Origin of the sequence: Lysinibacillus sp. G4S2, from assembly GCF_030348505.1 — a bacterium.
GTDB lineage: Bacteria > Bacillota > Bacilli > Bacillales_A > Planococcaceae > Lysinibacillus.
The window spans coordinates 3,153,536-3,179,041 of record NZ_JAUCFJ010000002.1; the positions used below are offsets into that span (position 1 = coordinate 3,153,536).

Sequence of the window (25,506 nt, forward strand, 5' to 3'; positions counted from 1 at the left end):
CCTTCTATCTATACGAAAAAATCCTATATTACGTTTCAATTATTTGGCATTTAATCCCAATCGATGGAAAAGTACAGTTACAAAAAAATGTCCTAAAAGTTTAAATTACTTTTAGGACATTTTTTTTTAGTCTATTCTGCATATTGAATTTCTAATTTTTTTGGAATTTCTGGTATATCGTTTGATTTTACATCTGCTTCAGCTAGAGCTAACGTATGTAATGGATATTTTTGCTGAGCATCAAAAGGAATCGCTGTACTTTCCATTTTATTGTTCATCTGACTACGTGCAAGCAAACCATTATTTGATAAGTCAATGCTCAAAATACTGTTTATTGTTTCTTTGAGCATTTCAATATCTTTTGCTTTAAGAGGCATTTGCTCGTCCATTAAAAATGGTTGAATCTTTTCTTTAATAAAGCCCTGTGCCTCAATCAAACAAGAAAATTCATTTAATTTATTAGCGTATAATTGTAATTGACGCTTTTCTTTTGAACGTTGTTGATTAAGCTCTTGCACTTTTTGCTCAATACGTGCCAAACGTTTTTTCGATAAATCCATAAGATGACTTTGTACTGATTGAATGGACTGAAGCATCAATGTCTCCGCTTCCTGCACTTTTTCCAAATGTTCAATACACAGTACTTGCTGCCCATTTAACTTGTTGACACGATCCTTGAAAAATTCGTTTTGTGTATCTTGACCAAAAATTGCTTTCATTAGCCCTTTACCATGAATTTTTTTATGTTGTGCGTCCAATCGTTCATATTCACGTATATATTCTCTATGCATATTACGATATTCACGTAACATTTGCTGATAGCTGATTGCATTTTCTGTAAAACTTTCTACTACTTCATCTTGTAAATAGTCATTTTGCGAAATTGTTTGCAATAATTGATACAGCGTTTGAACTTTTGTAAATACATTGGCCACCACTTCATACTCTTGCTCATATTCAGTTACAATAGCTAAATCCCTTTGATAGCGCGAAAACTCATATTGTGTGTCGACAGCATACTTTTCAATATTCTCAACAGCAGATTGGAAAGGATCTCTTTGTGGAATAACGGTTAGTTCGAAGCGGAATCGTTCAAGCCATTGTAAGAAGCGAATTAAAATGGCATACGTTTTCTTATCACTATTTTCTGCAACTCGCTGAATCTCCATAATTAAATGGTCGTACTGGCTTTTTTGCCAAAGCTCATCACTGTTAGTCTGTTTAGCCTCAAGCGCTTCTATTGCAGAGATAGCAACAAAATTACTGATTAAATGGCCAAATCGTTCTCTCTCTGTATTGATAAACGTCTCCGTATTTTCATTAGAATCAATACCATTGATGACACAAAGAGGTTCAACACCTTTATTTTTTAACGTTTCCATCAATAATATTTCTGGATAAATAGCCATTGAACCTGAGCGTAATACCCAAAAGATTTCGTCAACCCGGTTCATTAAAGATTCTGGGAAATAGGCCATTTCTCCTCCCCCTGCCTCCAATGAAACAGAATCAATAATTGTCACTGATTTTAATAAATCATTTTTCAAATATACTTCAAGGTAATCTAAATGTTCGCGTAGTATTTGAGATGCAAAAGTATCACCAGTTGTCAATAATTCTAGTTTACTCATATCGAATATCGCTACAACGCCATCTAAAAAATACGCCTTTATTTCTTCAGTTTCACCGTATCGCAAAAATGTATTTACACCTGTTGGATGTTGATCACTAACAGGCAATACTTGACGCCCTAGCAATCCATTCACAAGTGTTGTTTTTCCAACACGCTCTTTCCCAACAATAAGAATCATCGTTTCATTGTTAGCATCTTGAATGATACGGTTTAAGTGTTTAGCTGTATCTTTCACATATGTATTTTGTCCAATAATGCCATGCAATTGTCGTAAATGATCAACAAGCTGTGGCAAAATATTATTCGCTGAGGCTGTATACTCGATTGGTACATTATCTATAGTTGTCATCCCCAAAACCTCTTTTCGTATGTATATATATTCATTATAAATGAAACTATCCCCTCTCTAATACATAGTACTTAGAATTAACGATAAAAAAGGACAATTTACTTACTTTCAGTTGTCACAAATAGGAAATCATTCTTATACTATAAAACCTACAATCACAGATATTAATTCCCACTCAGACTAAAAGAAATATTATATATAAATAGTTATTATAAAAATTGATAGGAGAGTTAGGTTTCCAGCACCTTCTCTCCTACTCTATCTTATTAAAGTGACTTTTTTACTATTAGCACACCGTCATTATACTTTACTCTTCTCCAGCCATACGTGCGTAAACCGCTCCAAGTGTTGGCATGCCACTTTGTGCACCTAATTTCTCTACAGATAAAGAAGCTGCAATATTAGCGAAATACACAGCCTGATCCAAAGACTGTCCTTCTACTAATGCATAAGCAAGTGCACCGTTAAACGTATCGCCTGCACCTGTTGTATCTACTGCTCTTGTCATATAACCTGGAACATGAATAGGATACTCACCATCAAAATAGCGTGCTCCATCACTACCTAACGTAATAATCATTTTATTAGGATATTTTTCTAATACTTGATCAAAATTATCTCCAAAAATTTCTGTACACTCTGTTTCATTTGGTGTGATATAGGTGATATCCTCCATCCATTGCACATCAAAATTTGCCGCTGGTGCTGGATTTAATAAAACAGGTACATTGGCTTCTTTACACAGTTTAATTGCATAAGCAGTCGTTTCCTTTGGAATTTCTAACTGCATTATCACCATCTGACTTTTTTGAATGATTTCTTTCGCTGCCTCTATATGCGCAGGCATTAATTCATAATTAGCTCCTGGCACTACAATGATACGGTTATCGTTATTGTAGATTAGAATATTAGCAATCCCAGTAGGAACTGATGTGCTTGTAATCGCTTCTGTTTGGATGTGCTCTTGCTGCAAACCTTTACGTAATGACTCACCAAAACTATCTGATCCTACACAGCCAATCATTGTAACTTCACTTCCAAGGCGTGCAGCAGCAACTGCCTGATTCGCCCCTTTTCCACCTGGGATTGTTTGAAATTCTTTACCAAGAATTGTTTCACCCTGCTTTGGAAAAGCCTCCATTTGCACAACTAAATCCATATTTAAGCTACCTATAACTGTAATCATCTTTTGACCTGCCTTCCTTCTTATTTTTCCATTCTAACTGAGAAAACAGTAGAAAGACAGGATCATTTACATTTGATTATTACGTTTGAAGTATTAGCATCTCACCTGATTTTCGCTACGGGCTACAATCAGTTGAAAATAGGTATATATTAGCAAAACGGCAACAAAAAAATCCTTTTATCGCTCAATAATAAACCTATTTTTTCCTAATCAACACGCCTGAAAGTATAGTTAATTATTTTCAATATGCCTATTTTCGATTTATAGTTTTCCTAATAAGCCCTTCCTTGACTCCAATTCAATTTTTCTATCACAATCTTCACAAGAAAATTTCCCTTGCATATTTTGTTTATACAGTCTATATTTCTTTGACCCTTCAACAACTTCAAATGTATTCTTACAAAAAATACAACTAAGCGAATAACTAATCATAATGTTTCCTCCTTTAAATCTATGTGGATTTTTTTGGAATATAGCACAAAACATAATGAAACCGAACATAAAATACTTGTAATACCTAAAATAATGGCAGTCATTTGAAGCGTATATAATTCTGCAAACAGACCTAATAAAAACGTAAAGGTAATTTGTAAAATACTTTGAAAAATATTCGAAATACTGCCGAATCTCCCCATCATTTCAGGCGGTACATTTTGCTGATAAAATGTTTCATAGCCTGTATTACTAAACGCCATAAAAAAGCCTAGAAAAACAAAACTTACACATGCCAATATACTTGATGTCGAAGCATAAAAGGCTGTATAAAATAGCATTGTCAAGAACAAGCCAAAAGCCATATATGAACGAGTGGACCATTTTTTTGCAAAGCTTGCAGCAACCATTCCACCTAAAATTGCTCCTGCTCCTGCAACACTCACAAAAGCTCCATATATGCTATCGGATAAAGCTAAATCTTGTTTTATAAATGTTGCTTCTTGGGAGTCAAGCGCAAAAGCAATCATTAACGCACTTTGGAACAATAAATAAATCGTAATAAATAATGGATTTTGTCGGATGAAAGCCACTACAGTTACATAATCACTTTTTAATATTTGCCAAGTAATACGTTGCCTCGAAGTTTCCTGCACATCATCGACATTAGGTAATAAATAAATGATTATTGCACATACAAAAAATGTAAAGCTGTTGAACCATATTGTAACTGTTGTATTAAAAAGCATAATGAGGAGACCCGCTAGTGCTGGACCTACTAAAAACGAACCTGAATTGAACGTACCAAGTATTGCGTTGAATCGTTGTCTATCTTCTGAGGGAATAAATTTTGTAATATAATATGTACTACTAGGTCCAAAGAAACTACTTGCTATATTCGCTAAAAATAACAATGCATAAATTAGCCAAATAGATTCCATAAACGGCATACAAAAAACGATAACACCTCGTATCATATCAGTTGTAATCATCAACTTGCGTTTATTCATACGATCAATAAAAGAGCCTGCTACCAAGTTGGTTAAAACTCTGGCGATAGGACCGACAATAAAGATCCCAGCCATCGCTGCAGGTGATTGTGTTAAATGCCATACAAATAAATTAAGTGCAACGAGGTAAATCCAGTTTCCTAAATTGGAAAAACCTAAGCCTCCAATTAACAAACTGTATTTACGAATGATAGTCATGATGGTTCCCCTCCTTATTTTTCACTTTTGATAAAAATTTCCAATAAATGTTTAATTAAACTAGCACATCACCAAAACATGCGGTTGATTTTCCGTTCCAACTGGGCGCTTTCCCAGTGAAGTCCGATGAGCCACTTTGCTGCGTCCCAAGGCTCCTCTATGACGCTAATCCCCAAGGAATCGCCCTGTCTCCACTCAACTTATATACATGACATACGTTTTATCAAATGTTATCTCTACCTTTTAGTGATGAGACAATAAACTGGATAACATTCCATTTATTTACCATAACTCCATTTACATATTATCAAAATATTGCTTCAATTCGTAATGCTTTTTTTTACAAATAAACAACAAATTAAAATAACTAATGCTGTATTTTTATTATGTAAAGTTATAAGGACTAGTCATTTACTTATCAATGAGTTTTTTTCATTACCTGACAGTTCTGAGGTTAGTTCTTTCTGCTACCTGATCACTTTTTACTCTAACCCGAGCAGTTCTTTCTGCTACCTGATCACCTTCCACTCTAACCCGAGCAGTTCTTTCTGCTACCCGATCATTTTCCACTCTAACCCGAGCAGTTCTTTCTGCTACCCTATCATTTTCCACTCTAACCCGAGCAGTTTTTCCTTCTACCTGAGCATTTTCACTCCAACCCGAGCAATCCCTTCTTTAAGCAAGAAAAAAACTGAAGACAACTAGTATGTCTTCAGTCTAAAGGTAATCGCTTCATCTATTAATAGGCGATACGTTTTGCTTCGTACGCAGCGATTTGTTCCTCATATTTAAATGTTAGGGCAATTTCATCCCAACCATTTAGTAATGTTTCTTTATAATAAGGATCGATGCTAAAATGATACACTTTCCCGTCTTCACCTGTTACCGTTTGTGCTTCAAGACTAACTTCCAACGGGTATGGTTTTGCTAAGCCTTTAGCTAAAATTTCATCACACTCTGCTTCAGTTAGTTTGATTGGTAAAATGCCATTTTTGAAACAGTTATTATGGAAAATATCTGCAAAAGATGGCGCAATCACTACATTGAAGCCATAATCTAAAATTGCCCACGGTGCGTGTTCACGAGAAGAACCACAGCCGAAGTTATCTTGTGCTACTAAAATTTTGGAGTTTTTAAATTCAGGTTTGTTTAATACAAAATCCTTAATTTCATTGCCCTCTGCATCGAAGCGCCAATGATAGAATAAAAACTGACCAAAACCTGTACGCTCAATACGTTTTAAAAACTCTTTCGAAATAATTTGGTCTGTATCGACATTTTTACGATCAAGTGGTGTTATCACACTATTTACGATATTAATTGGTTCCATTTTCAATCATCCCTTCCGTGTAATGAAGATAAAAAATTACACAGTTTCCTTTACGAATTCACGAACATCTACAAAGTGACCAGCAATTGCTGCTGCCGCTGCCATTGGCGGTGATACTAAGTGTGTACGAGATCCAGCTCCTTGGCGTCCTTCAAAGTTACGGTTTGATGTTGATGCACAGCGTTCACCAGCCGGTACTACATCATCATTCATCGCCAGACACATTGAGCAACCTGTCTCACGCCATTCAAAGCCAGCATCTGTAAAGATTTTATCTAATCCTTCTGCTTCTGCTTGTATTTTCGTCGAATATGAGCCTGGTACAACGATAGCTGTTACATTTCCATGCACCTTACGTCCTTTGATGATATTTGCTGCTGCACGTAAATCACTGATGCGTGAATTTGTACATGAACCGATAAATACGTGTTGGATATCGATTGAAGTTAATGGTTGACCTTCTTCTAAGCCCATGTAGGCAAGTGCTTTACGAAGAGCGGCTTTATCTGACTCATCCTCATAATCTGCCTGTGTTGGAACATTACTTGAAACACCTGAACCCATGGACGGATTCGTTCCCCAAGTGATGATTGGCTCAATTTCTTCTGCTTGAATGATTCGAACTGTATCATATGTTGCATCTTCATCGGACACTAAACTTAACCAATAATCTGCTGCTTCCTCAAACTTTTCTCCTTGTGGTGCATGTTTACGTCCACGGATATAGTCAACAGTCGTTTGGTCAGGAGATATTAGCCCTGCCTTCGCACCAGCCTCGATCGACATGTTACAAATTGTCATCCGTTCTTCCATAGAAAGCTTGTGGATAGCCTCTCCAGTGAATTCCACAATATGTCCTGTGCCGACACTGATACCGAATTTAGAAATAATCGCTAAAATAATATCTTTTGCAGCTACACCTACAGGAAGCTCACCTTCTACACGAATTTCCATTGTTTTTGGCTTGTTTTGCCATAGCGTTTGTGTTGACATTACATGTTCTACCTCAGATGTACCAATACCGAAGGCAATCGCTCCGAACGCACCATGTGTAGATGTATGGGAGTCACCACAGACAATCGTTTTACCAGGCTGAGTTAATCCTAACTCAGGTCCAATTACGTGAACAATCCCTTGGTCCGGATGCCCCATTCCTGCAAGCTCAACGCCAAATTCTTCAGCATTTTTAGCTAACGTCTCAATTTGGTTACGTGCAATTGGATCATGAATCGTCGGTAGATTTTTTGTAGGCACGTTATGATCCATTGTCGCAAAGCTTAAATCTGGACGACGTACTTGACGTCCGTTCAAACGTAGACCTTCAAAAGCTTGCGGAGAAGTTACTTCATGAATTAAATGGAGATCAATATATAACAGGTCCGGTTTGCCCTCTTCCTGATAAACAACGTGTTTATCCCAAATCTTTTCAATTATATTTTTACCCATTATCTTCACTCATTTCTTAAATGTATGTTGTCATAATGCTTTCTGAAACAAAGCTTGTATCAATCTCGTTAATTACTTTATCTGTCCATTCATTCGTCGATAGTATTCGACCGCCATCACGTGCAAGATCTGCTGTGAAATAACCATCATCAAAAACTGCACCTACAGCACGTTCAATTTCAGCAGCCTCTTCTTTTAAGCCAAATGAATATTGTAGCATCATGGCAACTGAAAGAATTGTTGCAGCTGGATTTGCTACACCTTGACCAGCAATTTCCGGTGCTGAGCCATGTACTGGTTCATATAGACCAAAATTATCTCCGCGAATGGATGCAGATGGTAGTACACCTAAAGAGCCTGTAATAACAGATGCTTCATCACTTAAAATATCTCCAAACATATTTTCAGTAACTACCACATCATAATGACTAGGATTTGTAATTAATTTCATAGCAACAGAATCTACTAAATTGTGCTCCACATACACATCTGGATAATCTTTTTTCTTCGCTTCTACAACTTCACGCCATAAGCGACTTGTTTCAAGTACATTTGCCTTATCAACAGAGCATAATTTACCTCCACGTAAACGTGCTAATTCAAAGGCATTTTCAACGATACGCTCAACTTCTGCAGTTGAGTAAACAGTTGTATCAATCGCGCCATTCTCAGTACGCATACGTGGTTCCCCGAAGTATACGCCGCCTGTTAGTTCACGTACAATCATTAAATCGACGTTTTCGGCTACTTCACGCTTTAATGGTGAAGCATCTAGTAAACTCGGGAACGCCTTTACTGGACGTAGATTTGCGAATAAGTCAAAGTGCTTGCGAATACGTAATAACCCTTTTTCTGGACGTAATTCTGGTGGGTTACGATCCCATTTCGGACCACCAACGGCTCCTAGTAAAATAGCGTCACTATTTTCGCACATCTCAATCGTTTCATCTGGTAGTGGATTATTGTGTTGGTCGATGGCAGCGCCTCCGATTGTTGCATAGCCTAAATGGAATTTATGGTTAAATCGCTTTCCAATCACCTGTAATACACGTACAGCAGAAGCAACAACCTCTGGCCCAATTCCGTCACCAGGAAGTACTGTAATTTTTTTCTCCATCGTCAAAACACCTTTCTTTTTATAGCGTTGAAATACGCCATTTTAGTAAGACTCTCACCTATAGTAATAGGTGAGGGTCATCAATTACGACCACGCGTAATTGGCATAATTCATTTGGATGTGAATGAAGCTCTTACAATTCACTACCACTAAAAACTGTGACACTCACGAGAAGCTTGATGATCGATTAGCTTACAGGCTGTGCACGAAGGCTTACTTGAATTAAATGACGGTTTATAGCATTTAAATAAGCCTTTGCCGATGCTTCTAAAACATCCTGTGATGAGTTGCGTCCAGTTGTCGATACATCATCATAGCGGATATTAATCACGGCTTCACCGAGTGCATCTCGCCCTTTACCGACAGACGTAACTCGGTAATCAATCACATGAATATCTCCTTGTACAAGTTGCTCAAGCGTATTGAAAATAGCTTCCACCGAGCCTGAACCTGTTGCAACAACTGTTTTCTCTAGACCTTCTGGTGTTAAAACAATCGCTGTTGCTGTTGGTATATTTTCTGTACCATATTGCACCTGTACCATCTTCAGTTCGAAGAGTGGCACATCTTCTACTTGAATTTGTTGTTCTGTAAGAAGAGTTAGTAAATCTTCTTCTGTAATTTCTTTTTTACGATCAGCCAATTTTTTAAATTCAGTGAATGCTTTATTGATTTTTTCATCCGAAAGATTAAAGCCCATTGTTTCTGCTCGATCACGGAATGCTGCGCGACCTGAGTGTTTGCCAAGAACGAGCGGTACTTCACCTTCACCGATAAGAGCAGGTGAAATAATCTCATACGTTTCTGGATTTTTTAACACACCGTCTTGGTGAATACCTGATTCGTGTGCAAATGCGTTTTTACCAACAATAGCTTTATTCGGCTGAATAACTACATTCGTCAATTTACTGACTAATTGAGATGTACGTTTAATTTCTTGTAAATGAATTCCTGTCTCTACACGGTAAATATCTTGGCGAATATGAAGTGCAACTGCAATTTCTTCAAGCGCAACATTTCCAGCGCGCTCGCCAATACCGTTAATCGTACCCTCTACTTGCGAGGCACCATTTTCAATGGCTGCAATCGTATTAGCAGTTGCCATACCTAGGTCATCGTGGCAATGTGCAGAGAATTTTACCTTTTCAGCACCTTTTACGTTTTCAAGCAGGAATTTAAATAATGCACCATATTCTTGTGGTGATGCATATCCTACTGTGTCAGGTACATTTATGGTTGTCGCACCAGCCGCAACAATTTCATTCATAATACGCACTAAAAATTCTCGGTCTGAACGGAATGCATCTTCTGCTGACCATTGCACAAGCGGAAAGAATTTTTTCGCATATTTTACAGCTTCAATCGCTTGTTCTACCACTTGATCGGGTGTTTTTTTTAGCTTGTATTCCATATGAATTGGGGAAGTTGCTAAGAAAATATGAATATGTGGCTGCTCCGCTACTTTAATCGCTTCCCAAGTTGTGTCGATATCCTTTTGTACACAGCGAGCTAAACCTGTAACGATGGAGTTTTTCACTGTACCTGCAATGCGATTGACCGCATCAAAGTCGCCAGGTGACGAAGCAGGAAAACCTGCTTCAATAATTGTCACTCCTAGGCGCTCCAGTTGCTTGGCGATTTCAATTTTCTCTGCTGTGTTTAAGTTAATACCAGCAGATTGTTCGCCGTCGCGAAGTGTTGTGTCGAAAATATCAATTTTTCGCACTTGTAGCCACTTCTCTCACAACTTTTTCTTTACCTTCGTTGATGAATGGCATCATAGCACGTAATTTAGCACCAACTTCTTCGATTTGGTGATTTGCACCAGCTTCTTTGAATTTTGTATATTCTGGACGACCATTTTCGTTTTCTTGAATCCAACGGCGAGCGAATGTACCATCTTGGATATCTGTTAAAACATCTTTCATACGAGCTTTTACAGAGTCGTCGATAATACGTGGTCCTGCAACATAGTCACCCCACTCAGCTGTATCTGATACTGAGTAACGCATTGTTGCCATACCACCTTCAAACATTAGATCAACGATTAATTTTAATTCGTGAAGTGTTTCAAAGTATGCTAACTCTGGTTGGTACCCTGCTTCTACTAATGTTTCGAAACCAGCTCTAACTAATTGTGTAGCACCACCACAAAGTACTGCTTGCTCACCGAATAAATCAGTCTCAGTTTCTTCTTTGAATGTCGTTTCAAGTAATCCACCACGAGCTGCACCGATTCCTTTACCGTAAGCAAGAGCTATATCTTTCGCTTGACCAGTTGCATCTTGGTGAATTGCGAATAAGCCTGGTACACCAGCACCTTCTTGGAACTGACGACGAACTAAGTGTCCTGGACCTTTCGGCGCAACTAAGAATACGTCAACATCTGCTGGTGGTGTAATTTGACCGAAGTGAATGTTGAAGCCGTGTGCAAACATAAGTGCTTTACCTGCTTCAAGATGTGGAGCGATTTCAGCTTCATATACAGCTTTTTGACGCTCATCAGGAAGTAAAATTTGGATCACATCTGCTTCTTGTGCTGCTTCAGCAACAGTTTTTACATCTAATCCATCAGCTTTGGCTGCATCGAAAGATCCGCCTGGACGAACTCCTACTACTACATCGAATCCTGATTCTTTAAGGTTTAATGCATGTGCGTGACCTTGTGAGCCATAACCGATGATTGCGATTTTTTTTCCTTTTAATACTTCCTCGTTGATGTTTTGATCATAGTACATTGTAGCCATTGTTTGTTTCCTCCTAAATTTGGGTTTATTTTTTTACTTCGGATGCGAATAACCCGACTAAGGGTCATAAATCCAAAGCTTTCAATTTTATATGCAAACTATTTTAAAATAGAGAGCTGCGTATTTGAGATTTTTTGTGTTTCACGGACAGATGCAGTAGCCCCTGTACGCGTTAATTCTTTAATACCATAAGGTCGAATTAGTTCAATAAAGGCATCAATCTTCTCTGGATGTCCTACTACTTGATATGTGACAACGTTTTTCGCTGTATCAATAATTTGTGGACGGAATGGTTCGATAATTGAATTCATTTCCAGTCGTAAGTTTGGTGGTGAAATTACTTTCACAAGTGCTAACTCGCGTAATACGATCGATTTATCTGTAATGTCATTGACCTTTAGCACATCAATTTGCTTTGATAATTGCTTCACTAGCTGTTCAATTTTACGCTCATCCTCTACGTTTACAACAAAAGTCATTTTCGAAAAGTTTGGCTGTTCAGTATGACCAACTGTGATTGATTCAATATTGAATTGACGCTTCATAAGTAAACCTGTTACACGGTTTAACACACCGCTCTGGTTAATCACTGTTACTGTAATTACTCGTTTCAATTCTTTTTCACCCCAATCATTTCATGTAAGCCTTTGCCTGGTGCTACCATTGGGTACACACATTCAAGCTGTTTAACGCGACAATCGATTAACACTGGCTCATCAGAAAGTAGTGCCTCACGGAAAATACATTCCGCTTCGTCGATTGTGTCAATTCGATAGCCTTTAATGCCATATGCATCGGCTAATTTAACAAAATCTGGTTGGATCGGCATAAGTGAAGATGAATAACGCTCTTCATAAAATGTTTCTTGCCATTGGCGTACCATTCCTAAACAGCTGTTATTTAAAATCACGATTTTTACCGGTAAGTTGAATTCTTGTAGGATAGAAAGCTCTTGTGCAGTCATTTGGAATCCTGCATCTCCTACAATAGCTACAACTTTTTTGTCTGGCTTCGCAAACTGGGCGCCAATTGCAGCTGGGAAGCCGAAGCCCATCGTACCAAGTCCACCAGACGTTACCCAACCATGATCATTGTTTAAGCGATAATATTGCGCAGCCCACATTTGATGCTGACCAACATCTGTAGTAACAACTGCGTCACCTTCTGTAATTTTATGCACAAGCTCCAATGCTTCTTGCGGTAAAATTACTTTGTCCCCAGGCACCTTGTTGTACCATAATGGATATTCGTTTGCATGATTATTTAAGAATGCTAGCCATTCTGTTGTCTCTGGACCTTTGAAGTCTTTTTTCAATAACGCTTTTAATGCTTCTTTGGCATCTGCAACAATTGGAATATCAGTCGGGACATTTTTCCCAATTTCCGCTGGATCAATATCAATGTGTACGATCGTTGCATTCGGAGCAAATGTTGCTAAATCACCAGTTAAACGGTCATCAAAACGAGCACCAATATTCAATAATAAATCTGCTTTTGTAATAGCTGTATTCGCAGTTACAGTTCCATGCATACCAGCCATACCGAGGAATAATTCATGTTCTCCATGGATTGAACCAAGCCCTAATAAAGTGTTCGTTACAGGGATACGATATTTCTCAGCGAATGCAGTTAGTTCTTCTTTGGCATCTGCAAAGAGTACACCAGCTCCAGCTAAAATTAATGGACTTTTGGCCAATGAAATTGCCTGAATGGCCTTTTGAATTTGTAAATAGTTCGGTTTGTATGTTGGCTGATAACCTGGTAAATAAATTTCTTCAGGTGCTTGTGGTGGGTTCTCTATATCAAATAACATTTGAGAAACGTTTTTCGGGAAATCTACTACAACAGGGCCCTTTCGACCAGTGCTTGCAATATGGAAAGCCTCTTTAACGATGCGCGGGATATCATTGACATCCTGCACCTGATAATTGTGCTTTGTGATTGGTGTTGTAATGCCCATAATGTCCGCTTCTTGGAAAGCATCTGTACCAATTACAGACGTTGCAACTTGACCAGTGAAAACAACTAATGGAATGGAATCAATCATCGCATCAGCAATACCTGTTACTAGGTTTGTTGCCCCTGGACCACTCGTTGCAATGACAACACCAGGTTTATTGGAAACACGTGCATAACCTTCCGCTGCATGGATTGCACCTTGTTCATGTCTAGTTAATATATGACGAATCGGATTTTTATACATTGCATCGTAGATTGGTAGTACCGCTCCACCAGGGTAACCAAAAACAATTTCAACACCTTGTTCATGCAATGCTTGCACTAATACGTCAGCACCATCTTTCGCTTGATAGGTTTGTTCAGCTTTTGCTGTTGTTGTTAATTCTTCTTTTTCATTGATAGAAACATTCGCACTCATCAAATATGCCTCCTTCTTATCATTCAATTTCACATTAGTAATGCGCATCAGTGAAGTGATATAAGCTGGATGTCTCCTTATAAAGAGACTCCTGCTAACATTGTCAAAAAAATAAAAAGCCTTTTTCTCCACACGCAAAGAACTACCTTACGTAGGGATGAAAAAGACTTTCCATGGTACCACCCTTTTTTATAGCAAATAATTGCTACCTCGTGAATAAATGTAAGCATTTATGCACCAATGCGAGAAAATCCGCATCCAATAAGGTGTCATAAATCATTTATTCATTAATAACGAGCACTTTCGATTATGCCCGGAGCTATCTAATGGCGAATGCGCGTTTAATAGCTCGCTCCGAGGGGATGTCGGATCTAGTTGTATCGCCGGCTTCCAGCACGACCGGCTCTCTGGTAGATACAAGGCTCTAGAACCTTTTACCTCATCAACGCTTTAACTTATTAAATTTTCATGACGCCACCTGTAGAGGCGCTTGTTACTAATTTTGAATATCTTGCCAACCATCCGCGTTTAATTTTCGGTTCAAATACCGGTAGTTTTGCACGACGTTCAGCTAATACTTCATCTGAAACTTCTAAATTGATCGTACGATTTGGTAGATCAATTGTGATCATGTCACCGTTCTCTACTAAAGCGATTGGACCGCCTTCTGCTGCCTCTGGTGAAATATGTCCGATTGAAATACCGCGAGATGCACCTGAGAAACGTCCATCTGTAATTAACGCAACCTTTGTACCAAGACCACGACCTTGAATCGCAGACGTTGGTGCAAGCATTTCAGGCATCCCTGGGCCACCTTTTGGTCCTTCGTAACGAATGACGACTACATGACCCTCTTTAACTGTCCCATTATCAATGTTTTCCTGTGCAGCTTCTTGTGATTCAAAGACGATTGCTTCGCCCTTGAATACTTTAATAGAAGGGTCTACAGCACCTACTTTAATAACAGAGCCATCTGGAGCGATATTGCCAAATAACACCGATAAACCACCAACTGGGCTATAAGGATTGTCTTTCGTACGAATAACTTGATCATTTGTAATATGATAATCCTTTACAAGCTCACCCATTGTCACTCCTGCAACAGTTGGACGATCTGGATGAATAGCACCTGGAATAGATGTCAATTCATTAATAATGGCACTAACGCCACCTGCTTTATTAATATCATCCATTGAAATATCTGAAGCAGGCATAATTTTCGCTAGATATGGAACACGCTCTGCAACTTTATTAATATCTTCAATGTTATAATCGATTTCAGCTTCATTGGCGATTGCTAATGTATGGAGGACTGTGTTTGTCGAACCACCCATCGCCATATCAAGTGCAAATGCATCATCTATTGCTTCTTTTGTAATAATGTCACGAGGCTTAATATCCTCTTTAATCATACGGACTAATTGTTTAGCAGCTTCTTTAATAAGCTTATGGCGCTCTTCAGAAGTAGCTACGATTGTTCCATTACCAGGTAAAGCTACTCCTAGCATTTCCATTAAGCAGTTCATAGAGTTTGCAGTAAACATTCCTGAACATGAACCACATGTTGGGCATGCATTATTTTCAATATCTAACAGCTCTTCAGATGACATTTTGCCTGATTTAAGAGCCCCTACACCTTCAAAAACTGAAGTTAATGAAAGCTGCTTACCAGTAGCAGAAGTACCTGCCTCCATTGGACCACCAGATACGAAAATTGATGGTACGTTCGTACGAACTGCTGCCATTAACATCCCCGGTGTAATTTTGTCACAGTTAGGAATATAGAATACGCCATCAAACCAGTGTGCATTTATAACTGTTTCAGCAGAGTCTGCGATAATTTCACGGCTTGGTAACGAGTAACGCATACCAATGTGCCCCATTGCAATACCATCATCTACACCGATTGTGTTAAATTCGAATGGAATACCACCCGCTTCAATAATGGCCTCTTTGACAACATCAGCAAATGTACGTAAATGAACGTGACCTGGAATAATGTCGATATATGAATTACAAACCCCGATAAATGGCTTGCCTAGATCTTTTGCTTTTACTTTGCCAGTTGCATATAAAAGACTTCGATGTGGCGCACGATCTACGCCTACTTTAATCATGTCACTTCTCATTTTAAACGCCCCTCATTTATTGCTATGTTCGTTGCTTTATACAAAATGTTCTGTCTATTTCATTTTTGTGTATATGTTAATTGCCTTGAAGACAACTAACTACTGTAACGAACGTGTTAAATTGTTGTTATCATAGTACGAAAAAAAGGTCTCGTCAACACTATTTTTTGAATTGTTTAAACAATTTAAATAATCTAGCAAATTTTGAAATCGTTTTCATGCTGATTAAGCATCACTTTTATCTCGTTTTGATAAATATTTTGACATTTCGTTCAAATTTAAATTTTTTTAATAATCTTTCAAAAAATGTTTCAAATCCTTTAAAGGAGATTGAATAGCTATATAATGAAATAACGCTTACAATGTGAATAATTTTCTTAAGTAGCCTGTAAAAAACACATGATCAGGATCATATTGATGACGAATCGCTAAAAATTTTTCGATATCTGGATATAGCTCATACACATAGTTAGCCGTTAAATGATTTTGTTTGCCCCAATGTGGTCGTCCTTTATATTTTTTCATCATCGTATGAACCCATTCAAAATAAGGCTCTTCCGGCATCCCTTTATACATGTGAAAGGCAATAAATGCTGATTCTTGTCCTTGGGTAGGACTTAAATAACCTGCTTCTCCTGCCGTTGTCCGACATTCTAACGGAAAATGTACATTAAAAATTCCTTTTTTAAAGGTTTCGTGTATCTCTTCCATACACGCCTCAAATTGCGCTAATGGAATAGCATATTCACTTTCTTGGAACTTTACACTACGTGGAGACGGATAAATTTCATAACTGATCCCCGTTTTCTCCCCTTCAACAACATTGGCTGCTGCTAATTTACTCATCGCACCACTTAACGAAGGCCTCCATTTACAAAGCTCTGAAATAGCATAAAAAGCACCATTCTCTACTATTTGAAGTTTCAAGGCTTCCATTCTCTTACTCCAATCACTCTGATAAACAGGTGCTACAGCATTCATGCGCTTCACTTGAATGGTTTCGCTACCAGGAAAATAAAACCACTCAACATGTCGATGCTGTCGAATATCTTCAGCAAATATCGCCAGCCCATTTTCTAAAGTATCTCTTGTGCCCACATAATGTAAGCTGTACAGCGGTATCACCTTGATTGTTACTTGCACAAGCACTCCAAGCAAGCCGAGTGAAACATGTAAAGCTTCCGATAAATCATCCATTCCTCTAATATGCTCTCTATACGTACCTGTACCATCTACAAAACCCCATTTTGTTACAGTTGAAGATAACGAACCAAGTGTTACACCTGTTCCATGGGTACCTGTTGACACCGCTCCAGCAATCGTTTGCTCCTGAATATCTCCCATATTCATAAGGGCAAAGCCATACTTTGCAAGTAATGGTCCTATTTCATATAAATACGTGCCAGCCGAAAATGTCGCTTCTTGCCTATCTTCATTCATAGCTATTAGCCCACGCATATTATGTAAAGAGAGTGCTATATGCTCAGGCATTGCAACAGCGCTAAAGGAGTGAGCCGCACCTGTTACACGAATCGTTTTTCCTAATTCACGTGCATGCTTCACGATATTTGTAACCTCTTCAATAGATTGAGGTAAGTACATCTCAGACGGATAAGAGATTACATTACCAGCCCAGTTCGTCCACTTCTCCCCATTACCCCACTTATCTATAGAAAACATTGTCCATTCCCCCTATAGGTTGTATAAGTTCCTATAAACTTGTCCCCTCTAATTCCATGTAACACTTGGAATCTTTCGCACAACTCACCAGCCTTAGCATGTCGAAAATATAGCGTGTCTCCCACATTGACTTTTTTACGCCTTACCTGAATCGGTGTCTGAACTTCTCCTGCTCCTTCTAAATTAAAATACGAAAAAAAGGTTGGTTCATAGAATACCGGTAATCGATCAGCACCGATTGCTCCTGACGCTGTATAACCTCCACCATGACAAACAACAATATTTTTTTCTGGTTTTCTTGTTACCCTTAAAGCAAATCCAGCTGCCTTTTCAAGCTGTAAATGCGTAAATTGGTCAAACAAAGCTGGTGCATAAAACGCAGAGCCAACCGTAATTTCTGTTACCTCTTTCTGTTGTGCGGTGTAGGCCATACTTCCTGAGCCTCCACCATTTACAAAACGCAGAGTTGGAAAATACGCTTTTATATGAGCAATAGCCAATCTACGAAACTGGGTAACTTGCTTTTTGGCTTGCAATTGCATTACGTCTATAATTCTCCCTTTAACAGCATTTGCTGGACGATTACCGACTCCTGCAATTTGAGCTTCGTAGCCCATAGCTCCAACTACTTCAATAAATGATTGATTTTTAATATATTCAAGAAATGGTGTGAGTGACTCGAGTGAATGAAGTGAAGAGCGTTTTGTACCAAAATAAAGAACTTTAAAATCATTGGAAACATTAATATCAATGCATACCCTCACAAGAACGCCTAGCTCTTGCCCTAGCTCAGCCAAAAATTTTATATGTTCCTGCTTATCCACCATAAAAGTGACCGTTTTCCCCGCCTTTACAAAATGTAATAACTGTCGAACAGTAGCTTCTTCCATCACTGGGTACCCTAGTAGCAAATCATCAAAATGCTGTTGAAGTAAAAAAATTGTTTCTGCCGCTGTAAACGTCATAAATCCAGTCACATTTGGGAGGTTTTTTTGTAAATAACGTAACATTTCCACAGAACGAACTGATTTCGTCGCAATACGAATATTTTTCTCTCCACAAGAGTTGTGTACAGTTGTAATATTGTTATCCAGTGCATCAAAGTCCAACCAAGCAAATGGTCGCTCTAGTTCACGGAACGCTCGATCAAATCTAGTTGTCATTCTATCACCCCTCTATTTGTACTATATGTCCTCTATGCAAATTCCCTCAAGACAATCGAGTAGGAGGGAGTGATTAACTCCCGACCTCTCCAACCACCGTACGTACGGATCCGTATACGGCGGTTCAATTAAGATGAATAACGCAAGATTTCATAACGAGCTTGCAGACTTTTGAGCCCTTGGTTACTCCAATAAGAGTTATCAAGGGTTCTGTGTAATATTGGACTTTTCGAGATACGCCAGTAACTCTTGCGAGTATTGCCCCATTCGTAAGCCTTCCAGTCTGGAACTCCTAAACGAATGAGGTTGCACACTTTCGTACGAGGCTTTTTCCAATTCTTCCATAAACACATGCGAAGTCTTCTTCTAATCCATCCATCCAGTGATTCAAATATTGATTTCGTATCCGCTAATGCAAAGTAGCCACACCACCCAATTAAATATTGATTCAATTGTTGAATTCGGTACTCCATTGGAAATGGCTTCTTTCTAGCTGTTAATTCCCGAATTTTGTTCTTCATTCGCTTTATGCTCTCTTTCGCAATTCGAACTTGTGGTTCTTTGCGGGAGGTAAAGCTAAATCCTAGGAATTTACGTTGCCAAGGACGAGCCACTGCGGATTTCTTCTCATTTATTTTCAATCGTAGCGTCTTCTCAATAAAGGTTTTGATACTTGCCATCACTCGTTCTCCTGCTCGTTTTGTTTTCACATAAATATTGCAGTCATCGGCGTAACGGACAAATTTATGACCACGTTTCTCTAATTCTTTGTCTAATTCATCCAGCACAATATTTGAGAGAAGTGGACTCAGTGGGCCCCCTTGGGGTGTTCCTTCATCTGTATCATAAACGACACCATTTATCATGACACCCGATTGTAAGTATCTACGAATCAGCTTGAGTAGAGGTTTATCAGAAATTTTCTTCGCTAATGTACTCATTAGACGGTCATGGTTTACTTTGTCGAAGAATTTCTCTAAGTCCATATCTACTACCCAGCGGTATCCTTCTTTTATATGACCTTTGGCTTCTCGGATTGCATCGTGAGCACTTCGTTTTGGTCGAAATCCGTAACTATGATTCGAGAAGTTCGGGTCATATAGGTTGGATAGCACTTGGGCAATCGCCTGTTGAATGAGTCGGTCTGTCACGGTTGGGATTCCTAATAGTCGCACACCGCCGTCAGGTTTCGGGATTTCGATTCTGCGAACTGGTTGTGGTTGGTAGGTTCCCTCAAGAATTTGCTTCTTAATCGTTAGCCAGTTTTCGACTACATGCTGTCGTAGGAATTTTACGGGCATTTTGTCTACTCCATGACTCCCTTTGTTTCGTTCCACCCGTTTGAGTGCGAGAAGCAGATTCTCCCGTGATAATATTTGATTCATTAGCATCTCGTTCGACTCCTCCGTGAATAGCTTGTCTTCTTATAACAGTTTCTACTGCACCCGCTCAATGTCCCTCATGGGATTCACCATTACCTCCATTAAGTCGGTCCTTCTGGATTTTCTGTGTTTACCATAGAAAACTGCATGCCAAGGGCTATTCTCTCCGAATTGTTCGGTCCTTCCCATTCATTCTAGAAGTGAATGGTACTATGACCTCTGCTGACTTCTGATGGTTCAGCTACCTATCGCTAAGTAGGTTACAAAGTGTACTTTGCGTTTCCATCAGACCTCCCCGGGTAAGCGCATGCACTTTCACACCATCTATCCGCCTCATTTACTCGATATGACCTTCGACAGAAAGGACTTTGTGTTGTTATGCACACTCATCCAATCATACCTAGCCTTATATGAGATTCGTGTTCCTCGGACCGGTGTTTTGCCTCCAGCTTCCTTCAGATTCCGCGTCGCCACGGACACCCTTGCTCTTGGCTAACCTCTACTTCTGTCTTCGGGGTTCGGGACTTGCACCCTATAGTTCATACGCATGCCGGGCGCACATAAAAAACAACCGTGGACACAATAACATTTGCCTTCACGGTTGTTTTAGAATTGGACTAGCATTTAACTCACCTTTCTATTTTATTTGAGAGATTAAGAGGCGAATAAAAATTCCGCCGCAAAGTTTAACATTACTAGAAGATGTAAGCCTGCAATAAGAAATCCTTGTCGATTTAAACGTTTCATAGCTGTCATATTCATATTGAACACTCTCCTTTTTTCACATTATACTCTCAGAAAAACCAATTTTCAAACTATTCTTAATATTAAATTTGAATCATTTTTCTGACAAACAGGCCCAAATATGGCATGATAAAAGCGAAATTATACCTATAAAGAGAGTGGAAACGTTGAAAAAGGCTCTATTAGTTGTAGATTATATGTATGATTTTGGAGCTACTGATGGAAAACTAAAATGGTGAGCCCGGTCAAGCATTATTAGATCAATTTCGCCTTGGCGTATTTGCGTCCGGAGGCTTTATCTTCATTCAATTGATATTTGGATATACACAAAAGCAACTGCATTCAACTCAAACCTCTAGAAATTGGAGACTCTGCTCGAATGAAATTTAAAAAATCTCATCCTTAATTTGAATATTTATTGCTAAGAACGAATTTGTTTTTTTTCGAATGACCTGCATGAGGAAGAGGATCCATTTCATCCTGAATCAAAGTTATTTCCACCTCATAAAGTTCGCGGCACTAAAGGACGCTGTTTTTGGTGAAATTTATAACAACAAAAAAGTTTTTTGGCTCGATAAAACTCGATATAGTGTATTTACTGAGAAAGAGGTATCAAAGAAATTCATTTAGTGGCGTTTGTACTGATTTTATATTTTACATACTGAAGTTGATGCCTATAATTTGAGCATTTCAACGGTTGTTTATGCAGATGGTGTTTCAAGTTTTGATGATGCAGGTCATGAATGGGCATGACGTCATTTTGAGCATACGTTAGGCGCAACAGTTGTTAAGTCATAAAAACCATTTCGCAAAATTGTAATGATTACCAAAGAAGCTAGACGCGTTTAATCTGTTCCTTTCAGGGCATAACTAAGCAATCGCCATTATATCTTAAGTTTAAGGAGATGAAAAAAATGATTAGCTTCATTTGGTATTTAATCATTGGCGGGCTTTTAGGTTGGTTAGCAGGCGTCATTTTAGGTAAAGATGTACCTGGCGGCGTCATCGGAAATATTGTTGCAGGGATTGTCGGTTCTTGGATTGGTAGTATGGTTCTTGGTAACTGGGGTTGGCGAGTTAGTAATTTTTACGTATTCCCAGCATTAATTGGTGCTATCGTGCTGATTTTCATTGTAAGCTTTATTTTAAAAAGTATGCACAAAGCAACCTAAATATGTAATAAAGAGCCATCTTTTTTGATGGCTCTTTATTTATTTTTGAAAATAATTGTAGCTCTTCGACAAAACGAAAGGTGATTCTGGAGCGTTCGATGAGCCGCTGATCCCCAAGGATTTTACGGGAGGCATGTCAAATCTAATTAATAGTGATACAACAATAAACTTTTCTGATGTAGAATTTTTTTTGTTCCAGCCTCTTTATTTTTCCGTATTTAAAAGGACGACTTCTTTCAGTTCATCATGATAATCATTATATAAATTGAAATAATATAACACCTTTTCAACATATTCATCACTGTGATTGTACTGAAAAACAGCTCCCTTCACATCACCATTTGCTGCACCATTTTTCGATAAATAATTCGCTGCACTAAATATAGCGTCCTCAATATCATAAGGATCTGCCAGACCATCTCCGTTAGCATCTACACCAAATCCACCATATTTTTTTATTGATACTGGATTCATTAATTCAGCCTTCGGTATATCCCCTTTTCCTAATCCTGAGCAGGAAGGATGTTGCCAACCTACAAATGTACAAGGCATAAATTGCAGATGTCCTTCTGCCCCGGCTGGTGATACAAGTGATTTCATTGAGGAGAAGCGTGTTTCAACTCGATGATGGGCGGCAAGTAATGTCCAAGGTACACCGTATTTCTCTTCTGCCGCTACATAAACAGGAATATATTGCTCAGGAATTTCCATATCGAAATTTTGTTGAATTTCTTCTATTGCCTTTTCTTGCTCTAGTTTTTCAAATATCGGTAATGTTTGTAGCTCCTTCCATGCAAAAAAAGCGAATACATAAACAATTATCGCTATTGGTATTAATAATGCTATCATGCCCAATTGGGCGGAAGGCGATAGCATCGGTTTTTTCTTCTTTTTTTTCGCCATATGTCACACCTAATCTTGTATTCTATTTCTATATTACCAAAATTTTCGTTTTATGTCGTAGCCTTTTTAGTATATGATTACCAATATTTTAATAGTTGAAATGAAAGGGAAAAATATAGTAAAATATAATTCGATTATTTTATAAGGATAAAAATAGGAGGAATTTATTTTGTGGAAAGACTTTAAAGAGTTTGCTATGAAAGGCAATATTGTCGATCTAGCAGTGGCAGTAGTAATTGGTGGTGCTTTCGGTAAAATTGTTACCTCCTTAGTTGAAAATATCATTATGCCATTAGTTGGTGTTTTAACTGGTGGTATTGATTTGACAGAGAGCTTTGTATATGGCTCAGGTACTGCTCAAGTAAAATTAGGTGTATTTTTACAGTCAATCATTGACTTTTTAATTATTGCCTTTGCAATTTTCATGGCATTAAGAATTATGACAAAGCTAACTCGTAAAAAAGAAGAAGCTGTTGTGGAAGAGCCGGCACCAAAATTAGATGCTAAAGAAGAGCTTCTAAAAGAAATTCGAGATTTATTAAAAAAAGAGCAAGCTTAAACTATACTGAAAAGAATCTGTCTAATTTCCCTTGGATAAACCGAGGAAATAGGCAGATTCTTTTTGTTTAATAGATTTATTTCTTTAAGGACGCAAATTCCATGGTTCAAACACACCCACATGTTTTTCTGGTATTTCTTGTTGTATTGCATCGATAATTCCTTGTGCAATTTCATTATTTGTTAGCCATCTTGAGGAGTTGTTGCTTTCTATAATAAATCCAAGTTTTACCTCTCGATAAATTATACTACAAGGTAAATAACTTTTTGTACGGTCATTATTTATGTAAGAGCTACTCCCTTTTATATGGTATAAAATCACATTTTTTGTGTTAGGAATTGCTTGGAAAAGTGACTCCCAAATTCTTTTATCAGAACCATGAATCCAAGCAATAATACAATCAAATGATCCATTAGTTTGCTGAGACTCTATTAATGCTAATTTAAAGCTATTGTAATTCGTATAATCAACTCTTAAAGGTGACAATTTCGAATCATTTTTAACATCATTTATCAAACTTTGCATTTTCTTTTGTTGTCTCCCAATAACGGTTACATGATTACCTTGCTGTAGAAGCCATAAAGAAACATCCTTTAGCATTCCTGTTCCTCCAATTACAAGCCAATTCCTCATTTAACTCTCCTCCTTTTTACATATCCTACTATTCCTAGGTGATTTCCCACAAATAATATCACCAATTTTCTGAAATCATCTTGTTCTTCTTTAGTATACATGTTAAATTGATAACAATTATTTAGAATATGGGAAATGTGGTCTAGTATTTCAGGATATTTTGCCTGCCCGATATTATAATGAAGAAAAGAGTGACGACATGACAAACAACAGAAGTATTGAAACAAAACTTGTACAACTGGGGAATTTAAGTGATCCGAGAACAGGCGCTGTTAGCCCACCAATTCATTTATCGACAGCTTACAAACACACTGGTATTGGTGAATCCACTGGTTTTGATTATGCACGTACCAAAAATCCAACTCGTGCCCTATTAGAAGCGGGAATTGCTGATTTAGAGGGTGGAGATATGGGCTTTGCCTGTAGCTCTGGCATGGCAGCCATTCAACTAGTTCTATCGTTGTTTAAGCCTGGTGATGAATTAGTTGTACCTGATGATTTATATGGAGGTACATATCGACTTTTTAATTTCTTCGAAGAGACATACAATATTAAGCCTGTTTACTCTAAATTTGAATCAGTTGAGCAGGTAGAAGCATTAATCAATGACAATACGCGTGCTCTTTTCATTGAAACGCCAACGAATCCGCTTATGCAGGAATTTGATTTGCAAGTGTATGCTGAATTAGCTCACAAGCACGGTGCGTGGTTAATTGTTGATAATACGTTCTATACACCATATTTCCAACGCCCCATCGAATTAGGTGCTGACATTGTCATTCATTCTGCTACTAAATATATAGGCGGACATAATGATGTGTTAGCTGGTTTAGTTGTCGCAAAAGGTGCTGAATTAGCAGAACGTATTGGCTTTATTCATAATGGTAGCGGGATGGTATTAGGTGCGATGGATTCCTGGTTGCTTATTCGTGGCTTAAAAACGATGCATCTTCGATTAAAGCAGCACGATGCGAACGGTAAAGCAATTGCTGCCTATTTAGAAGAAGAAGAACTTGTGACAGACGTGCTATACACAGGAAAAGGTGGCATGCTTTCATTCCGCTTGAAAAAGGCTGACTGGATTGACCCATTCCTTCGTAACTTGAAGTTAATTACCTTTGCTGAAAGCCTTGGTGGTGTTGAAAGCTTTATTACGTATCCTGCTACTCAAACACATGCAGATATGCCTTATGAAGAACGTATTGAACGTGGTGTTTGTGACCGATTATTGCGCTTCTCTGTTGGCGTTGAAGAGGCTGAAGATTTAATTGCGGATTTAAAACAAGTATTCGATATCCTTAGAAAAGAGGCTTAAA

Annotated in this window: 20 protein-coding genes; 3 read left to right on the forward strand and 17 right to left on the reverse strand. The window is 38.2% G+C overall.

The window, feature by feature from the left end; all coding sequences use genetic code 11:
* Positions 1 to 131: 131 nt before the first annotated feature.
* The 15 genes from QUF91_RS16245 to ltrA all read right to left on the reverse strand — a co-directional run bounded on the left by QUF91_RS16245 (position 132) and on the right by ltrA (position 20,188).
* Positions 132 to 1,982, reverse strand: a complete 1,851-nt coding sequence (locus QUF91_RS16245) for a dynamin family protein (protein ID WP_285394960.1) — start codon at positions 1,980 to 1,982, stop codon at positions 132 to 134.
* A 307-nt stretch (positions 1,983 to 2,289) separates the two neighbouring features.
* On the reverse strand, positions 2,290 to 3,168 hold the full coding sequence (rbsK, locus tag QUF91_RS16250) for a ribokinase (protein ID WP_289418546.1): 879 nt from the start codon (positions 3,166 to 3,168) through the stop codon (positions 2,290 to 2,292).
* Positions 3,169 to 3,429: 261 nt separating this feature from the next.
* Positions 3,430 to 3,600: a hypothetical protein gene (locus QUF91_RS16255; protein WP_289418548.1), complete on the reverse strand. Its 171-nt coding sequence runs from the start codon at positions 3,598 to 3,600 to the stop codon at positions 3,430 to 3,432.
* A complete protein-coding gene (locus QUF91_RS16260) occupies positions 3,597 to 4,808 on the reverse strand; it encodes an MFS transporter (RefSeq protein WP_289418550.1) in 1,212 nt (403 codons plus the stop codon). Before QUF91_RS16260 ends, QUF91_RS16255 begins: the two co-directional genes overlap by 4 nt.
* A 739-nt stretch (positions 4,809 to 5,547) precedes the next feature.
* A complete protein-coding gene (gene leuD / locus QUF91_RS16265; RefSeq protein WP_289418551.1) occupies positions 5,548 to 6,138 on the reverse strand; it encodes a 3-isopropylmalate dehydratase small subunit in 591 nt (196 codons plus the stop codon).
* 36 nt (positions 6,139 to 6,174) lie between these two features.
* On the reverse strand, positions 6,175 to 7,584 hold the full coding sequence (gene leuC / locus QUF91_RS16270) for a 3-isopropylmalate dehydratase large subunit (protein ID WP_289418552.1): 1,410 nt from the start codon (positions 7,582 to 7,584) through the stop codon (positions 6,175 to 6,177).
* Positions 7,585 to 7,600: 16 nt separating this feature from the next.
* On the reverse strand, positions 7,601 to 8,701 hold the full coding sequence (gene leuB / locus QUF91_RS16275) for a 3-isopropylmalate dehydrogenase (protein WP_285394952.1): 1,101 nt from the start codon (positions 8,699 to 8,701) through the stop codon (positions 7,601 to 7,603).
* A 187-nt stretch (positions 8,702 to 8,888) separates the two neighbouring features.
* Positions 8,889 to 10,427, reverse strand: coding sequence for a 2-isopropylmalate synthase (locus QUF91_RS16280; RefSeq protein ID WP_289418553.1), 1,539 nt, complete (start codon positions 10,425 to 10,427; stop codon positions 8,889 to 8,891).
* Positions 10,414 to 11,448, reverse strand: coding sequence for a ketol-acid reductoisomerase (ilvC, locus tag QUF91_RS16285; protein WP_053483880.1), 1,035 nt, complete (start codon positions 11,446 to 11,448; stop codon positions 10,414 to 10,416). The genes QUF91_RS16280 and ilvC overlap by 14 nt, the downstream gene beginning before the upstream one ends.
* Before the next feature lie 98 nt (positions 11,449 to 11,546).
* Positions 11,547 to 12,062: an acetolactate synthase small subunit gene (gene ilvN / locus QUF91_RS16290; RefSeq protein ID WP_285394949.1), complete on the reverse strand. Its 516-nt coding sequence runs from the start codon at positions 12,060 to 12,062 to the stop codon at positions 11,547 to 11,549.
* On the reverse strand, positions 12,059 to 13,825 hold the full coding sequence (ilvB, locus tag QUF91_RS16295; RefSeq protein WP_289418554.1) for a biosynthetic-type acetolactate synthase large subunit: 1,767 nt from the start codon (positions 13,823 to 13,825) through the stop codon (positions 12,059 to 12,061). The genes ilvN and ilvB overlap by 4 nt, the downstream gene beginning before the upstream one ends.
* Before the next feature lie 458 nt (positions 13,826 to 14,283).
* Positions 14,284 to 15,954 carry a dihydroxy-acid dehydratase gene (ilvD, locus tag QUF91_RS16300; RefSeq protein ID WP_285394945.1) on the reverse strand — a complete coding sequence of 557 codons (1,671 nt, stop codon included), beginning with the start codon at positions 15,952 to 15,954 and terminating at the stop codon, positions 14,284 to 14,286.
* Positions 15,955 to 16,311: 357 nt separating this feature from the next.
* Positions 16,312 to 17,634, reverse strand: coding sequence for a D-arabinono-1,4-lactone oxidase (locus QUF91_RS16305; protein WP_289418556.1), 1,323 nt, complete (start codon positions 17,632 to 17,634; stop codon positions 16,312 to 16,314).
* Complete coding sequence (locus QUF91_RS16310) at positions 17,622 to 18,797, reverse strand: amino acid deaminase/aldolase (protein WP_289418558.1); 1,176 nt, start codon at positions 18,795 to 18,797, stop codon at positions 17,622 to 17,624. The genes QUF91_RS16305 and QUF91_RS16310 overlap by 13 nt, the downstream gene beginning before the upstream one ends.
* A gap of 128 nt (positions 18,798 to 18,925) precedes the next feature.
* Positions 18,926 to 20,188, reverse strand: a complete 1,263-nt coding sequence (gene ltrA, locus QUF91_RS16315; RefSeq protein WP_289416808.1) for a group II intron reverse transcriptase/maturase — start codon at positions 20,186 to 20,188, stop codon at positions 18,926 to 18,928.
* Positions 20,189 to 21,837: 1,649 nt separating this feature from the next.
* On the opposite strand from ltrA, the gene QUF91_RS16320 reads away from it, so the two are divergent.
* Complete coding sequence (locus QUF91_RS16320) at positions 21,838 to 22,095, forward strand: GlsB/YeaQ/YmgE family stress response membrane protein (RefSeq protein WP_285394942.1); 258 nt, start codon at positions 21,838 to 21,840, stop codon at positions 22,093 to 22,095.
* 204 nt (positions 22,096 to 22,299) lie between these two features.
* On the opposite strand, the gene QUF91_RS16325 is transcribed toward QUF91_RS16320, so the two are convergent.
* Positions 22,300 to 22,998, reverse strand: a complete 699-nt coding sequence (locus QUF91_RS16325; RefSeq protein ID WP_285394940.1) for a lytic transglycosylase domain-containing protein — start codon at positions 22,996 to 22,998, stop codon at positions 22,300 to 22,302.
* 169 nt (positions 22,999 to 23,167) lie between these two features.
* On the opposite strand from QUF91_RS16325, the gene mscL reads away from it, so the two are divergent.
* On the forward strand, positions 23,168 to 23,557 hold the full coding sequence (gene mscL, locus QUF91_RS16330; RefSeq protein ID WP_285394939.1) for a large conductance mechanosensitive channel protein MscL: 390 nt from the start codon (positions 23,168 to 23,170) through the stop codon (positions 23,555 to 23,557).
* A gap of 84 nt (positions 23,558 to 23,641) precedes the next feature.
* Here mscL and QUF91_RS16335 read toward each other — a convergent pair whose 3' ends face one another.
* Positions 23,642 to 24,190 (reverse strand): Rossmann-fold NAD(P)-binding domain-containing protein, encoded by a 549-nt coding sequence (locus tag QUF91_RS16335; protein ID WP_285394938.1) that lies wholly within the window; start codon positions 24,188 to 24,190, stop codon positions 23,642 to 23,644.
* Positions 24,191 to 24,389: 199 nt separating this feature from the next.
* Between QUF91_RS16335 and QUF91_RS16340 the strand changes: the two genes are divergently transcribed.
* Positions 24,390 to 25,505 carry a methionine biosynthesis PLP-dependent protein gene (locus QUF91_RS16340; RefSeq protein ID WP_285394937.1) on the forward strand — a complete coding sequence of 372 codons (1,116 nt, stop codon included), beginning with the start codon at positions 24,390 to 24,392 and terminating at the stop codon, positions 25,503 to 25,505.
* The last annotated feature ends 1 nt before the right edge of the window (position 25,506 follow it).